The 15776-nt window shown below is 67.2% G+C and carries 9 protein-coding genes and 3 pseudogenes; 4 read left to right on the forward strand and 8 right to left on the reverse strand.

Features of this window, described 5'->3' with window-relative positions; translation table 11 throughout:
• Positions 1–57: 57 nt before the first annotated feature.
• Complete coding sequence (locus tag ACWH49_RS03055; RefSeq protein WP_448170109.1) at positions 58–963, reverse strand: LysR family transcriptional regulator; 906 nt, start codon at positions 961–963, stop codon at positions 58–60.
• Positions 964–1066: 103 nt separating this feature from the next.
• Between ACWH49_RS03055 and ACWH49_RS03060 the strand changes: the two genes are divergently transcribed.
• Positions 1067–2701, forward strand: coding sequence for an NADH-quinone oxidoreductase subunit L (locus ACWH49_RS03060; RefSeq protein WP_448170110.1), 1635 nt, complete (start codon positions 1067–1069; stop codon positions 2699–2701).
• The gene (locus ACWH49_RS03065; protein ID WP_448170111.1) at positions 2698–5190 is read left to right on the forward strand and encodes a YbcC family protein; all 2493 of its coding nucleotides are present in this window, start codon (positions 2698–2700) and stop codon (positions 5188–5190) included. The genes ACWH49_RS03060 and ACWH49_RS03065 overlap by 4 nt, the downstream gene beginning before the upstream one ends.
• Before the next feature lie 44 nt (positions 5191–5234).
• Here the strand turns inward: ACWH49_RS03065 and ACWH49_RS03070 are convergent.
• A pseudogene (locus ACWH49_RS03070) lies at positions 5235–5780 on the reverse strand (SOUL family heme-binding protein); the annotation flags it as partial.
• Between the two features lie 388 nt (positions 5781–6168).
• Between ACWH49_RS03070 and ACWH49_RS03075 the strand changes: the two are divergent.
• Both ACWH49_RS03075 and ACWH49_RS03080 read left to right on the forward strand, forming a co-directional pair.
• Positions 6169–6483 (forward strand): hypothetical protein, encoded by a 315-nt coding sequence (locus tag ACWH49_RS03075; RefSeq protein ID WP_448170112.1) that lies wholly within the window; start codon positions 6169–6171, stop codon positions 6481–6483.
• Positions 6483–7382: pseudogene (locus tag ACWH49_RS03080) on the forward strand (DUF4407 domain-containing protein). Before ACWH49_RS03075 ends, ACWH49_RS03080 begins: the two are co-directional and overlap by 1 nt.
• A 343-nt stretch (positions 7383–7725) precedes the next feature.
• Here the strand turns inward: ACWH49_RS03080 and ACWH49_RS03085 are convergent.
• The 6 genes and pseudogenes from ACWH49_RS03085 to ACWH49_RS03110 form a co-directional block, all read right to left on the reverse strand.
• Positions 7726–7972 (reverse strand): annotated as a pseudogene (locus ACWH49_RS03085) (integrase core domain-containing protein); the annotation flags it as partial.
• Positions 7973–8519: 547 nt separating this feature from the next.
• Positions 8520–10778 (reverse strand): diguanylate cyclase domain-containing protein, encoded by a 2259-nt coding sequence (locus ACWH49_RS03090; protein WP_448170113.1) that lies wholly within the window; start codon positions 10776–10778, stop codon positions 8520–8522.
• Positions 10779–11462: 684 nt separating this feature from the next.
• Entirely contained in the window at positions 11463–11747 is a 285-nt protein-coding gene (locus ACWH49_RS03095; RefSeq protein ID WP_448170114.1) for a hypothetical protein, read from the reverse strand.
• Positions 11748–11776: 29 nt separating this feature from the next.
• Positions 11777–12385 (reverse strand): hypothetical protein, encoded by a 609-nt coding sequence (locus ACWH49_RS03100; RefSeq protein WP_448170115.1) that lies wholly within the window; start codon positions 12383–12385, stop codon positions 11777–11779.
• Positions 12386–12416: 31 nt separating this feature from the next.
• Complete coding sequence (locus ACWH49_RS03105) at positions 12417–12692, reverse strand: DUF4242 domain-containing protein (protein ID WP_448170116.1); 276 nt, start codon at positions 12690–12692, stop codon at positions 12417–12419.
• A 124-nt stretch (positions 12693–12816) separates the two neighbouring features.
• Positions 12817–15438 carry an ATP-binding protein gene (locus ACWH49_RS03110; RefSeq protein WP_448170117.1) on the reverse strand — a complete coding sequence of 874 codons (2622 nt, stop codon included), beginning with the start codon at positions 15436–15438 and terminating at the stop codon, positions 12817–12819.
• Positions 15439–15776: the final 338 nt, after the last annotated feature.

The raw sequence follows: 15776 nt of genomic DNA on the forward strand, positions 1-15776 counted from the left end.
GTCAGAACGACTCGGCCGGCACGTCTCCCATCTCGCGTCGCCTCGGCGTCTGTCGGGTCAGCCGGGCAGCGAACCCAGCACATCGGCCTCAGAGCGCTTCAGCAGTGCCTTGAGCAGGGGCGGCGAGAAGTGCCGCTGCACCGATATGGCGTAGAAGTTTTCGTGCAGATCGGGCACGACGACGTATTCCACCAGCTGACCGCTGCGCAGCTCGTCCTGAACGACCACCGTGGGCAGCAGCGCCACGCTGTCCGAGTCTCGCGCGAGCAGCCGCAGCAGCGCCATGTCGTCGACCTCTGCACGCAGCCGGTAGCGAATGCCGAGTTGCTCGCACATCAGGTCGAAGCCGGCGCGAATGTCGTTGTCGCGACCGGGCAGCAACAGCGGCACGTCGGCCAGTTCGGCCGGGAACCGGAACGCCTTGCGCTTGGTGCGCGGCTTGCCCACGAGGCTGACCGGCTGGCGCGCGATGCGCTGGCAGCGCCAGGGGTTGTCGGTGCTGGCGTGCACCCGCTGGTTCGACAGCACGAGGTCGATCGTGTGCACGCGCAGCCGCGCGAGCAGGTCAGTCAGGCTGCCCGAATGCAGCACCAGTTCGACATCGGCACGTTCGAGCAGCGGCCTCAGGAAGTTCTCCTGGAAGTTGCGTGATAGCGTCGCGACGGCGCCGATGCGCAGCACCTGGCGCTCGTCGCGATGTCCCTCGCGCAGCAGCGCGGTCAGCTCTGCACCGGCGGCGAAGATCGAGTCGGCGTAACCCAGCGCCAGCTGCCCGGCCTCGGTGAGCTGCAGGCTGCGGCCGACGCGTGCGAACAGTGGCTGACCGAGCTGCTCTTCGAGCTGTCGGATCTGAGCTGACAGCGCGGACTGCGAGACATGCAGCCGTACCGCCGCGCGCGTAAGGTTGCCTTCTTTGGCCACGGCCCAGAAGTAGTGCAGGTGATGGAAGTTCAAGCGCGGCATCGACTGACCGTTCTTTTTTTCAGTACGTATCGTACTGAACAATGTATTTTACGGAACTGTGCGCGATCGGCACAGTGCGGCCATCGCCCCACAGAACCCGGCCATGACCCCGCACCCCGAGATCACCTCCACCCTGCCCCTCTGGCACGCCGCATTGATGCTGACGCCGGCGTTCGCCGCCGGCGCGGCGGCATGGTTCGCGGGGCCGGGCGCCAGCATCGCCACAGCGTGGCGCGGTGCGCGCTGGGCCAGTGCGGCGGCGCTGGCCGCCGCTTCGCTGTCGCTGATCGCGGTGCTGGCCGGCTTCGCCGGCTCGCGCCTTGGCCTGCGCGCTGATGTCATCGGCGACGTGATGATGTTGCTTGTCGCCTTCGTCGGCTGGGTCATCGTGCGCTACTCGCAGCCCTACCTCAACGGCGAGCGCGACGAACGCCGCTACGTGCGCTGGCTGATGGCCACGCTGGCCACCTTGGGCGTGGTGGTCGCCACCAACCACGTGCTGGTGCTGGCGCTGGCCTGGACCGCCACCAGCCTGGCGCTGCACCGCCTGCTGACCTTCTTCGGCGAGCGGCCGGCCGCGGTGGTGACGGCGCACAAGAAGTTCATCGTCGGCCGCGCTGCCGACCTGTGCATGCTGGCCGCGACCGGCCTGTTGTTCGGCGCCTTCGGCACGTTGCAAATCGACGCCATCGCGCAGCAGGCCGTCTCCGCCCCGCAGTTGACGCTGGCGGCACAGGCGGCGGTACTGCTCATCGCCTGCGCCGCGTTGCTCAAGTGCGCGCAACTGCCGTTCCACGGGTGGCTGATCCAGGTGATGGAGGCACCGACGCCGGTCTCGGCGCTGCTGCACGCGGGCATCGTCAACCTCGGCGGTTTCGTGCTGCTGCGCTTCGCGCCGCTGGTGGGCGAAGTGCCCGCGGCCCAGTGGCTGCTGGTGGTGGCCGGCACCGCCACCGCGGTGCTGGCGGCGCTGGTGATGACCACGCGCATCAGCATCAAGGTGATGCTCGCCTGGTCGACGTGCGCGCAGATGGGCTTCATGCTGATGGAGTGCGGCCTGGGCGTGTGGGACATGGCGCTGCTGCACCTCGTGGCGCACTCGCTGTACAAGGCGCACGCCTTCCTCGCTGCCGGCGGCGCGGTGCGGCGCGCAACCCTCGTGCAGCTCGCGCCCCGTGCAGCGCCCCCCGGTCCGCTGGCGCTGGCGCTGGGCGCACTGATTGGTGCAGGCATGACGATCGCCGCGGGTACCGTTGTGGGGACGGTGGTGCCGGGGCCGGCGCCCTCGCCCGCCCTCTGGGTGCTGGCCGGCATCGTCGCCATGGCGCTGGTGCCGCTGGTGCATGCGCATGCGCTGCGGCTGGGCGGCCTGTGGCTGCCGGCGCCGGCGGCGGGGGCGTTCGGCGTGGCACTGGCCTACTACTGCCTGCACGCGGCGGTCGGTGCATGGGTGCTGCCGTACGCGGTGGCATCGGCCGCGCCGAAGCCGGCCCTGTGGATGATCGTGGCGGTGGCCTTCGGCGCGCTGTTCGTTCTGCAGTCGCTCATCGGCATCGCGCCGCACGGCACGCTGGCGCGCCGCCTGTACCCCTGGTTCTACGGCGGGCTGTTCATCGAAGAGCAGTTCAATCGCATCGTCTTCGGCCTGTGGCCGCCTCCGGCGCCGGCCGCGACGGCTGCGCCGTGGCCGATTGCTGACACCAGCACCCCTGTCGTCACTTTCGGAGCCCGCGCATGAATGCCCCTGTCGACGCCCCGCTGGTGCAGGCCCAACGCCTGGCCGCGCACATCCACACGGCCACCGCGCGCATCGCACCGACCTGGCCACTGGACCAGTTCATCGCTGTCAATCCTTACTGGGGCTGGGTCGGCCAGCCGATCGCCGATGCGGCGGCGACACTCGGCACCCTGACAGCCACGCGTCTGACGATGCCGCGCGAGTGGTACCGCGCGCAATGGGCCGCAGGCCACCTGCAACGCGGGCACCTGCAGGCGGCGGCGGTGCGCGAACTCGATGCAAACGCCGACGCAGGCGCCGCAAACATTCAGATGCGCGTGGATGAACTGGTCGCGGCGCTAAAGTGCCCCGGCGCGCCGCTGGCGCGCCTGCCGCTGGTGACCGACCTGCGCGACCGCGGCGCGCCGCCGCGCCCCGGCCTGCGCTGGCCCGAACTCGTGACCCACCAGATCAGCCAGCACTGCGCCGCCTTCTTCGACCGCCACCAGGCGACCTGGGCGATGGACACGTCGAACGGCCTGTACGGCAGCTGGCGCCTGCAGCTGGACGCAGACCACGGCCTGCGCTGGCGCCAGGGGCGCGCCGCGCTGCGCACCCGACTCGCCGCGCTGCCAAGCGCGCCTCCGGACGTGATTGCTGCCGCGCTGGACGCCATGGCGATCCCCGAAGAGGGTCGCGACGCTTACCTCAGCGCCGTGCTGATGGCCATCGGCGGCTGGGCGGCGTGGTGCGCGTACCTGCGCTGGCAAGCGCGGCTGCGCGGCGCCGACGACGACACGATCGAGCACCTGTTGGCGATCCGCCTGACCTGGGAGTGGTTGCTGTTCGAGGATTCGCCACCCGGCACGATCGAACCCGGTTGGGCTGCGCGCTGGGCCACCGCCGACGCCGCAGCGCAGGCGCTGGCCCAGGTGCAGCGCACCGACTGGTTGCTGCAGAACGCGGCAGAGATCGCCTACCAGCAACCACTGATCGAGCAGCTCGGCCGCGCGCTGCCCGCCGCGGCGCCCACCCCGCCCGCGGTGCAGGCGCTGTTCTGCATCGACGTGCGCTCCGAGGTCTTCCGGCGCGCACTGGAGCGCACGAGCCCGGCGGTGCAGACGCGCGGCTTCGCCGGCTTCTTCGGCCTGTCGATCGCCTATTCACCGTTGGGCAGCGCGCTCGAACGGCCACAGCTGCCGGGGTTGCTCGCGCCGGCGCATCGCGTCAGCGAAGAGGGCGGCGGACTGGGTCAGGTGCTCGCCGAGCAACGGCGCGATGCGCTGCAATGGCGCCAGCGCTGGGCCGAGTTCCGCGCCGCACCGGCTTCGGCCTTCAGCTTCGTCGAGAGCATGGGCCTGCTCTATGGCGCCAAGCTGCTGGCCCAGAGCCTGCCTTCGAGTGCGACCCCGGCGCGATGGGAAGACACCGGACTGCCCGCGACGACCGCCGCCGCGCTGCGCCCCTGCCTGCCGCTAGCCACTGACGACCCGGCCGCCGCCGCCGCGATGGCGCGCGGCATCCTCGGTGCCATGGGCCTGCTGAACGGCTTCGCGCCGCTGGTGTTGCTGGTCGGGCATGGAAGCAGCAGCGCCAACAACCCGCACGCCGCGGGCCTGGACTGCGGCGCCTGCGGCGGCCAGACCGGTGAGGTCAACGCCCGCGTGATGGCAGACCTGCTCAACATGCCAGCTGTGCGCGAACACCTGCGGGAACTGGGAGTCGAAGTGCCCGCCGCCACCCACTTCCTGCCGGCACTGCACAACACCACCACCGACGAAGTGCTGCTGTACGACTGCGACACCGTGCCGGCCGCGCTGCGGGCCGAACTGGCACAACTGCGCGGCTGGCTCGACGCCGCTGGCGCGAGTGCACGCGCCGAGCGGGCAGAAAGCCTGGGGCTGGGATCGATTGCGTGCAATGACGCTGCATTGAAGCAGGCGGTCCTCCAACGCGCCAACGACTGGGCGCAGGTGCGGCCGGAGTGGGGTCTCGCAGACAACGCCGCTTTCATCGTCGCGCCGCGTGCGCGAACGCGTCACCTCGACCTCGCCGGCCGCAGCTTCCTGCACGACTACGACCACCGGCTCGACCCCGACGTGAGCGTGCTGACGCTGATCATGACCGCGCCCATGGTGGTCACGCACTGGATCAACATGCAGTACCACGCGTCAACCGTGGACAACCTTCGGTACGGCAGCGGCAACAAGACGCTGCACAACGTCGTCGGCGGCCGCGTGGGCGTGTTCGAGGGCAATGGCGGCGACCTGCGCATCGGGCTGCCGATGCAGTCGCTGCACGACGGCCGCACGCTGCGGCACACGCCGCTGCGGCTGAGCGTGTTCATCGAAGCGCCGCGCGCGGCCATCGAGACCGTGATCGCCGGCCACGAGATCGTGCGCCAGCTCGTGGGCAACGGCTGGCTGCACTTGTTCAGGATCGACACGCAGACCAGCGCGGTCGAGCAACGTCGCAAGGGCACCTGGGCGGCAACCGCAAACGACGACTGAGCGGCTGCGATCCGTCGCCACGCGATGGGCGCGGCTTCGGCCGATCAGGGTCGGGTGGAAACGCGCAACCAGATCTCGTTGCGCCGCATGAACCAGGGCGTGAATGGCGCGTCGTAGCGCGCGTAGACCGGCTCACCTGTCCATGCCAGATCGGCAGCGCGCAGAGCGGCCTGCAACTTCGCCAGGTGTTCGTGGTAGTTCGACTGCGACCAGAAGCCCGAGTAGCGGATGACCGCCACCTCGGCGGGCGCAACGTCGCGAAGTGTTACGCGCGCATCCGTCGGCTCCGGCGCGGTCGCCGCGGTCACGCCCTTCGGCAACACGAACCGCACCAGGAACTCCCCACCCGCAGCGGTCTGGGTGACCGGCGCTGTCATCTCCAGCTTGACCGGCTCGGCCGCCTGCATCACGGGTGCCGTCATCGCGAGTTTTCGATCGCCCTTGTTCTTGCCGAAGATGTAGCCGGCCAGAATCGGGAAAGCTTGTTTGCCCGCGTCGTCAGCCGGGCCGTACACGGTGACTTCGGCCACCGTGTACGGGGCGTACTGCCGCACCTCGATGCCCGCGAGATCGCGCACGGTTTGATAGGCCGGCTCCTCGGTGGCTTAACTGGGCATGGAAGTGGTGACGAGCGCGATCAACAGAATCGGTACCGCACAAAGCCAACGGACTGGCCGAGCAGGCTTGCGAACAAGAGAAGGTTTCATCGGCGAATGATCTCATCGGTGAAAATGTTCCGTGGCACGCCGGAATTAGCCCCACACCCGTCACGTCGCCGTCAGGTCGTCCTCCAGCCTTCGGTGCCTGCAGCGGCCGATACCGATATTCTCGGCAACTCGCCCATGAACTCGCCTCGCTTCCAACGGAAAGCGCTTCGAGTCCTCGCTGCAGCAATCGACAGTAGTCAGGTCAGCCTGCTCGAAGACCGCGCGTTGACAGGTGCCAGCCGAATCTTCGAGCGGTATATGGATGCGCAACATGAATGCGCCTGGCCGCCAGCGCGAAGTGAAACTATCATGCGCTGCGAGCCGTTGGCCGACCATCGCGGACGAGGAGTTGCGGCGCATCGACCGCCTCGTCAGCGCTCACAGGGCCTTCAGCCCGACTCACGCCCGGTCGCTGGCGCAACGCCGCGCGCAGGTGGTCGCGCTGCGCCAGGACGCGCTCGAAGAGCGCGGGCTGGTGGACATAGGCGGCGGCCTATTCCGGTCGGTCGAGCTGAAGTTGCGTGCCGGCTTTCTGGAAGGTGCGCGCATGGCGGCCGATGGCTTCGGCGATGGAGTGCCGGCATGATGGCCGTGGTGTTGTGGCTCCTGACAGGCGTGGACCGCGAGGAATCGGCGCGCCAGTGCCCGGCCTCCCGGCGGCGCACGAGCTCCTATGCGCTGGCCATCCTACTGCCGGTAAGCATGTGGTGGTCATGCGCCTGGTCGGCCGCCTCGGCGGTCTTCCATCTCGACACGCTGACCTGCGCCCTGGTGGCGACGTTTTGCGCGACCATCGCCTTCACGCTGGAACGCCTGATCCAGCTGGCGCCCGAACGCTGGTTCGTCGCGCTGGCGCGCGCGGTGACCGGCACCTTCCTGGCCGTCGGCGGGCCGGCCGCGCTGGACCTGAACTTCTACCGTCTCGAGATCCAGGAGACCCTCGCGACGACGGCGCTGGCGGAAGCGAAGCAGGACCACGGGGGCTAACTGCAGCGGCAGCAAACCGTGATGAAGGCCGCGCAGGTTTCGTGGTCGAAGGCCGACGACAAGGCGCTTTGCGAGGCCGACAACACCTGCAAGTCGGTGCGTGGATCGGGGACCGGCAATGTCTACTGGGCCAAGAAGGAACGCGCCGACGTCCTGCGCGGCGACTACGAACGCGAGCGCGACGCATATGCGCGGATGAAGGCCGACGGCGAACAGGCACTGGCGGCGATGACGAGCGCGTCAGCGATGCAGGACGCCGGCCCGCTCAAGCGACTAGAGGCACTGCACCAGTTCCTCGAAGCCCATCCGTGGGCGAAGGCGGGCTGGGCGGTCGTCGCCATCTTGATCGCGTGCCTAGAACTGAGCACGCTGCTGGTAGAGGCGGCCTACGGCCGGACCCTGACCGACGAGATCGAGGAGATGAAGCGCCGTGTTAACCGGGCACGAGCGCAGTCATACATGGCTACCGTCGTTACCTCTCATCGGCGACTGGTTTGACGAACCCCCTAGGAAACGTCGCAGTTCGTTGATCAGGCCCTTTGCCGTCGGCGGCATTTTCGATTTACCGCAGTTCTTTAAGTTCGCCAATAGTGGGGGCCCGTCGTGGTGCTGGGCGAGGTAGGGCCGGACGCATCATGCCGCTGCGACGTGACAGCAATGGCAAGTTGGGCGGCATGGCTGGCAACCGTGGCAGCGGCAACCTGACGCCAAATACAAGTTCAGAATCGGCGCCGATGTCGTCCTAGACACGATGGCCGCTCCGTGAGAGCATCAAGGCCCGTTCCCGGATCCGTGAGTTGCGCACCCAGGTGTGCCTAGCTCTCGAGTCTCAAGAGGTCGTTCACACCCGCGATCCCGCGATCCGGCTCATGGGCTGCTGGTAGTTGAGCGCGGAGTGTGGGCGGCACCAGTTATAGCCGTCAATGAATGAAGGGCTGCAATGCGGCCTGGCGCTGGGCTGGGCTGTCGCGCCGGCCGGTCTGCGCGGGGCGCTTTACCTCGCCATTGATCTTGCGTGTGTAGGGCCGAGTCCGAACGTGTCCGATGCCAAGTTCGTCGCACGCTACGCGGAACGTGTCTTGTAGCCCTTGCTGCGACCAGCAAGATCGGCGTCGTCGCCAAGCCGCCGAGCAGCGAAGCCACGACGAACACATCCAGTCCAATTCGAAACGTACGCACTCGACCGATTAGTTCCCGAGGAGCCAACTAGAAACAACAGGCCGCCAACGCTAGGCCGGATGCGTTCGGGATACTGGCTGATGCCACGGGTGATCCCGCCGGTCAGTATCCACGCAGCACTCGACAGACCCCTTTGCCGCTAAAGCATCGAATGTCAGGTTTCCGTGGATCCTTCGTGTGACTGCTCCTGGCCGGGTGAGTGAGACCACGAACGTCCGCTTCATGGTGGTGAGACCGCAAGAGCGATGGCCTGCCGGCCGACCGCTTTGGAGCAGCGCGTCCGGCCGGTTTGGGTCGCGGGCTGCCTAACGCAGCCTCGATCGGTCAACCGTATAGCAGTCGTTCAACTGGGTCGGCAGCAGAGCTGACGTTCGGCGAAACCCGAGTCCGCCCCTAAGCCGGAGTTGTGGCGCCTCCCCCGATCGCCGGAAAGCCGACATCGCTGTGTCGCAACCGTCATTCCGAAGCATGCAAGTGCCATCGGTCTCGCCCGTCATGCTTTGCTCTGTACAGCGCGGCGTCGGCGTTCTCCATAAGCACCGTTGGCATGCCACTCCGACCCACGGCGATACCTACGCTAAACGTCACCCGCGGGCCGATCGGCGAGTCGCCGTGAGCAATTTCTGCCTCGGCCAGCAGCTCGGTACAGCGCTGCGCCACTACGCAGCCACCTTCGGCGCCTTCCCCGGGCAGCAGCACCGTGAACTCTTCTCCACCGAGGCGTGCAGCGAGGTCCGAGGAACCACGTAGGGAAGCCGTCAACACCGCGGCGACGCGCCGCAGGCAGGCGTCGCCGGCCGGGTGTCCGTGATGATCGTTAAAGCGTTTGAAGTAGTCGATGTCGAAGATTAGTAGCGCCATAGGCTCGCCGGACGCGCAAGCCTCGACTAGCTCACGCTCAAATCGCCGGCGGTTTGCAATTCCAGTGAGGGGATCGATTTCGGTTTGTCTGCGCAGTTCCGCGTTTGCCGCGTCGAGCTCAGTGTTGACTCTTTCCAACTCTCTGTCGCGCTCCATGAGCTCGGTGACGTCGATCCTCACACCTACAAGACCGCCATCGCGTGTGCGACGTTCATAGGTACGCACCCAGTCGCCACCTTTCAGCTGGTGCACGATAGGCGCGCCGCCCGTACGCCGCTGCATTTGGCGGTCCGCAATCCAACGCTCAATGTCTCCATTCGGCACGACGAGGCTGCCGCGCTCCCAGTTCGAGCGCACAAGCTCTGTAAAACTTATCTTCTGTTCAAACAGGTCGGCCACCGCGGGGTACATCCGCTTCATGGTGCTATTTACAAGCACAATCTTGTCATTGGCATCGTAGAGTTCGAACCCTGCTGGTAGTGCCTCAATGGCTTCGTTCAAACGCTCAGTGGCTTGAACTTCGGCAGCACGCGCTCTTTTGAGCTCTGAGATGTCTCGGACAGAGCAATAAACATAGTCAAGACCGTCAATGTTTGCTACCGCGGCCCGCACCTCCACGTCTAGCAGCGATCCGTCATTTCGGCGGTATTCAGAAGTGAAGCGTTGTGGCTCCCCATTCGGAAGCGACATTAGCCACCCATTGATGTGGTCCGCGGAGAAGCGAACGTCCCAGGCACTAACGTGCTGCCCTACCAAGTCGTTCCGATCCCGTCCGAGCATACGGGCGAGCGATTCGCTTGCTTCCTTCACCTGGCCTCGCCTATCCAGCACCTGCACGCCGTCACTCGCCGCTCTGAGAAGTGCGCGATTGCGTAGGCCCTCGCCCATGAGGAGTTGCAAGCTTTCGCGTTCACGTCGTTGGGAGCGGAGCACCAACTGCGATGCTCCGAACAAGGTAGCAAAGGACAACACGAGTAGCACACCGATCCGGTAAGCCTCCTGGCGCCAAGCTTCGAAGTAGTCGGCAGTGGACAGACCGACGAGGACAATGAACGGATAGTCATCGACTGCCTGGTAGGCAGTCATACGCTCGACTCCGTCCAGCGCCGTAGCAGAGACGTAGAAGCCGGTACGCGCGTTTCGCGTCAAGGCACGTTCGAGTTCGCTCGACACAGTCGCCGAGCCGATAGCGGGCGGTTCTGAAATGCCTGGGGCGTGGCGCGATACAAGTTGACGGCTCGCGGTACGCAAAGAGATCGCACCGTAATGCCCTACGTCCACTTCGGCAAAGCGCTGCCGAAACGCATCAGTCGCGACGTTGGAATAGACAACACCATCGAAACTTCCATCACTCTTTTGAAGGCGACGCGCAACGGCAACAACCCACTTCTTGCTGATCCTTGCCTTTAGTGGTTCGGAGAAAATCAGTTCGTCCTTGACCGCACCTTTCGCCGCATTGAAGAATGCTCTGTCGCTGAGATCAACGGTCGGCCCCGAGACCCCTGGGCCGTAGCGAACAATGCCGCTGGCGTCCGTGATCCGAAGACTGTCCGCCCAGGGCAGGAGTGCCAGTTGGTCTGAGAGGACGGCCTCAGTCTCCGCTTCGTTTTTCCGGCGCACGTATGCCGAACGCGCGCTCAGGAGAGCCATGTCGACCTGGCGAATCTCTGAGGCCAGCATTTGGCGCAGGCCGTTTGTCATTGACTCTGCTGAGTCCTGAGCCTTTTCCGCATGAGCGCGCTTGCTGGAGTAGATCGCGATCCCAGCGATGGAACTCAAGAGGACAGCCACGAAGAAGTTGCCGATGACGAGCCATCGCGTGGGGCGATCCCAATTACGCAGGCGTTGGTACATGCTACGGCTAAGCCTCTGCCTATGGGTTTCCTGCGCGGATTGTGCCCGCCATGCAGGCGCCCATCGGCTGAAAATACCGGATGAAAACCCGCCACGTGGTCGAATCGCCCGGCACCCTTGATGCACAAGCGGACTGCATTCCCTCCCTCCGGGTGGGCACTCGGAGAGTGCGCCGCCGCTTTTAGCGGGCAGCAGAACGTAGCGGCAGAGCGAGAGCGGATCGCGTGCGCGATCCGCTCAACACTTATTCGTGAATTGGATCGATTGTCGGGCGGCTGCCATCCGCCCGCGTCGCCGGGGCAAGGCGAGCCCCGTCGATGGGGCGACGGAGCAGGCCTGCCGCTCTAGGTTGCCGCTCTCTCGTATCGGATTGCGGACGCTTACAACCGTCAACTCCGGCCGATTGTTTGAGTCCGCCAACGACCGCTGTGGAAATGCCCAATTTAACCCGCCCGGGCTCAGCCGACAGGCAGCTTCAGAGCGAGGCGTCAGACCGCTATGGGTCGATTGCACGCATACGCGACCAGCAGAACCCGACAGTCGGACCAACCAAAAAGTCGTTTTCGACTCCATTTGGCGACTTCGAACAATCCTTGCTGACCTTGGCCGTAGTTGTTTACGATTTCTCGGAAACGTGTCAACAAATCACAACGCAGCCAAGCTGCATGAATGCTGGCTCGCTGTTTACGACTCTATTTGGTCAGAACACGATTGACGGGACCAAATGAAGTCCCTCGGAACCAGGGAAAGTCCGTCAGCGATCTGGACCCACCGGATGTCGGCGCCGAGGTCCTTCAGCACCTTGTTGGACTGGCGTGCGGCGGCGCGCAGCTGATCGGCGTTCAGCTTCGATGCGCCGGGGATGTCGCGTTCGTTGACGATGCGCTCATGGGAAAGAGCGGTTTCGGCGCAGAGTGCGAGCGCGATCGAAGGCAGCAGGGTGAGGACAATGTCGGGTTCCTTGGGCAATGGACGAAGGACCGGACGCTGACGCACATTCAGGGACAGCTGACGTTCGGGTTCCAGTCAGCGAACAGTCCGTGGGGATTGGGTTGCCACAGCCAGGCATGCAGCGCGTAGAACGCCGGCAAGCCGTAGCGGTTGGGCTCACCCACCAAGTGGTAGTCGCGGCCAAACAGCATCGGGCGCGCCGGCAGTCCCGGATTGGCGGCGAGCGCGCCGTCCCAGGCCGCCTTGAACACCAGGTACTCCACGCCCACGAGGCGCAGGCTGCCGTCGGCCTGCGGTTCGTAGATCATCGCTTGGGGCGTGCGCTCGTCCAGCAGCGTGTTGAACAGCCCGCCATTGGCGAAGTGAATGCCCATGGCGCCCTCGCCGGGCTGCGCGATGCAGGCCTGGCCCTGCAGGTCGATGACGGGCTGCGGACCGTAGCCGGCAGCGAGCGCCGCAGCGAAGTGGTGGAATCGCGCGGTGGCGCGACGCGCCTCGGCAAGCCTGGCCTGCACGGCCGGTGCCAGCCGCATCTCGTCGCCGTGCGCGGCGGCGGGCAGCGGGGTGGCCAGCAGGCCGGCCAACATGGAGGTGATGCTCAACGCCAGCGTTGCGGCGAATGCCGGCTGGCGGCGTCGGCGGGGGGACTGCGTCATGGGAGTCCCCTCTGTGGCTGCGGGTGGCGGCTCAGGCGCCGTAGGCGTAGGGGTCGAGCACGTTGACCTGCGTGATGCGGCCCACCGGCAGCCCGTTGCGCTCGCCCACCCTGCGTATCGCCTCGGGGTTCGCCGCGTCGTAGATGCAAAAGGTCTGCGTGTGCTCGGGGTTCACGTAGCTGTGCACCCACGTCACACCGCTATCGGAGTTGCAGGCAATTACCCCATCCATCGCCTTGCGTCCGTCGGCGTTGATGGGAATGGCGAGGCCCTGAGGGAAGCTGCGTTCGACGAGATAGCGGGGCATGGATCCTTCTCCTTCATTGGTGACAGCGACGTGCTGCCATGTCCTCAAGGATGCGGATCTGAACCGCTGCCCACATCGGCGCCAATGCCCAAATTGCGCCGACCGACTGCCTAACTTGTTGTGCCTACGACGGTATCCCTTTGGCGTCCAGCCAGCCCGCGTGCCGGGCGCGCTCAACCGCTTCGGTGCGGCTGGCTGCGCCAAGCTTCGTCAGCACCGCGGCCACCTGGTGATCGATGGTGCGCACTGAACGGTGCAGCCGCCCGGCGATGTCGGCGTTGCGCAGGCCCTCGGCCATCAGCGCCAACACGCGCTGCTCGGCGGCGGTGAGCCCGGCCGGGTGAGCCTTTGTGGCGGCGCGCGGCCCGCGCGGCAGGCCACGCACCCCGACGCGCTGTAACGCTCGGCGCAAGCGCTCGGCCAGTGGCGCCGCGTTCAGGCGTTCGGCGATCACCAGCGCCTGACGCTGGGCGTCGATGTCGCCCTCGGCCAGCGCGCGTGCCTGCTCGTAGGGGCAGCTCAGCGCGGCCCAGGCGTCGGCGGCATCGCGCCATCGGCCGGACATCTGGAGCGCGTACGGCTCGGCGCATCCCTCCTCGGCCGGCGCTGCAGCGCCGGCGCGCCACAGCCAGTACGACAGCTCGCCCACGAACCAGGGGTGGCCTTTGGCGCGCGCCAGGGGCAGCGCGCTGTGCACCGCCGCGACAAGCTCGGCGGTCTCGCCGCGCGCGAAAGCACCCTCGGCGCGCACGGACGCACTGGGAGCAAGCCGCTGCAACGTGCCGCTGGGCTCGGCCAGGCGGCGGGCGGTGGCGATGGCCTCGTCGGCGCCCGGGTCGCCGCGGCGCAAGCGCAACCGCGCCAGCGCAATCTGGGCCATCAGTATGGACATCTCGTCAACGCCTGCGCGCGGCAGCACGTACAGCGCCTCGGCACTGGCCTCGTCCCAACGGCCCAGTGCCACCAGCACTAGGGCGCGCCAGGCGCGGGCGTATTGGCTGACCGCATCCACCGACTCCAGCAGCTCGCTGGACTCGCGCAGGCAGGTCTCGGCTTCGGTCAGGCGCATGAGCTCGCCCAGACCGGAGCCCAGCATGCTGAGGCTCGCCGCGACGGCCATGCGGTCGCCGCGGGCGCGCCGGCGTTCGGCCAAGTCCAACAGCATGCGCCGCCCGGCTCCGAACTCGATGAACAACAGCGCGGCACCGGTGGCGGTCAGCGCACGCTCCAGCGCCGCCTGGTCGCCGAGCCGCTCGGCGAGCGCGATCGCACGTTGGCCCCAGGCCACGCTGTCGGCGAAGTCGCGGTCTAGCATGAATTGCGACGAGGCCTGAGCCCAGACCTGCGCGACCTCAGGCCCTTCGGGCAGTCCCTCGACGAGGGCCAGTGCGTCGCGGCAAGCATCGCGCGCGTCCTGATGGCGCAGCAGGCCGACCAGCGGTCCACACTGGTTGGCCCGCATCAACGCAGCACGGGCGTGGATTCCGCGCGCACGGTACAGGCGCTCCAGCCTCTGCATCGTGTCCAACCCTTCGTCCAGCCACACGTTGACCGAACAGGCCAGCGCGTAGCCTTCCAGCCAAGCGCAGCGCTCCTCCTCGTCGCGCGGCCGTCCCTGCCGCACCGCCACGCGCCAGTGGGCGCCGAACTCGCGCAGGGCATTGCGCGCACGGGCCTCAGCAGCGGCGACCGGGGCGTGGCGGCTGATCGCCGCCACTTCCTGCACCTGCACGGCGTGGTGCACCAGTCGCGCGGCGGCGGGCGGCGGCGCTACCGCCGACAGGGCCATCAGCGCGCGGGCATGCCAGGCCTGATACAGGGCCGGTGACAGTGCCGACTCCACCGCCACGCGGGCCAGCTCGTGCCGGTAGGCGAGCCAGGGTCCATCCATCGCCAGCAGTCCGCTGGCCAGCGCAGCGTCGAGCCGCTGCGGGTCGGGGTCAACCAGGGAGTCGATCAGCCAGCGCTCGGCCCGGCCGGGTATCACGGCAACTGCATGCAGAAGCTCCTGCACCGGTGTGGGCAGCGCCGCCACGCGGGCCAGCACCACGTCCTGCACGGTGGGCGGCACCGCCGACCCGCACCATCCGCCTTCGCGCAGCAACTCGGTGGCGAAGAAAGCGTTGCCGCCGCTGGCGCGGTAGACGCCGGCGGCTTCGTGTGCTTCGGCGCCGAGCCGGCGCGCCAGTTCGCCGACGCCGGCCGCGCTCAGGCGCGGCACCGGCACGTTCGCGCGCACCGCCGTCGGCAGTTCGCCCAGCACACGGCGCAGCGGGTGGCTGAGCGTGACCTCGTCGTCGCGGTAGCTGATGGCCAACACCGCGCGCGTGCGCTCGATGCGGCGGCCCAGATACTTCAGCAGGTCGAGCGTCGCGTCGTCGGCCCAGTGCGCATCCTCCACCACCACCAGCAGCGCGGGTGCGGCGTGGCGCAACTCGTCGAGCACGGCCTCGAACAGCGCCGGCCGCGGGCCGTCCAGCCTCTGGGCGAAGCGCGGTCGCTGTTCCCGCGCGATGTCCATCAGCGGGGCCAGCGGGAGCGGCGTCTGCAGCGCATCGCAAGCGCCCCACCAGACGGTGCCGCCGCGGACGCCGTGTGCCGCGGCGACGGCACGAAGCAGGCTGCTCTTGCCCATGCCGGCCTCGCCCGTCACCAGCGCCACCGCACCGCGCTCCGCCGCCGCCCCCAACAGGGCCTGCATCGCCGCCAGCTGACGCTCGCGCTCCAGCAGCAGAGCTGGCTTCACGGACGACTCTCGCTGCGAATGCGCTGCGCGCACCAGGTTGCGTCGGTGGCAGGTGGAGTCGTTGATGCGTCGATGTCGATCATGGTGGTGGTTCGGTGCAGCAGGTCACACCCGGGCTGGGCAGAGTGTGACGCACTTGGTCGACGGGGGCCGATGGACGCATCGGGGCTCGCGTCCTGTCCATTGCAGTGTGCAGCAGGCGGTTGCACCGCAGGGGCAACTGCAATCTCGCCTGAGTCCTTGTGGCGGCTCTGTGGTGACGAGATCAGGAGGCCGAATGTCGCTGACCGGTCGAGAGCGTTGGTCCGCGGTCAGACCAAGCGGCCAGTCGGCTGCCC

The organism is Rhizobacter fulvus (assembly GCF_964020785.1).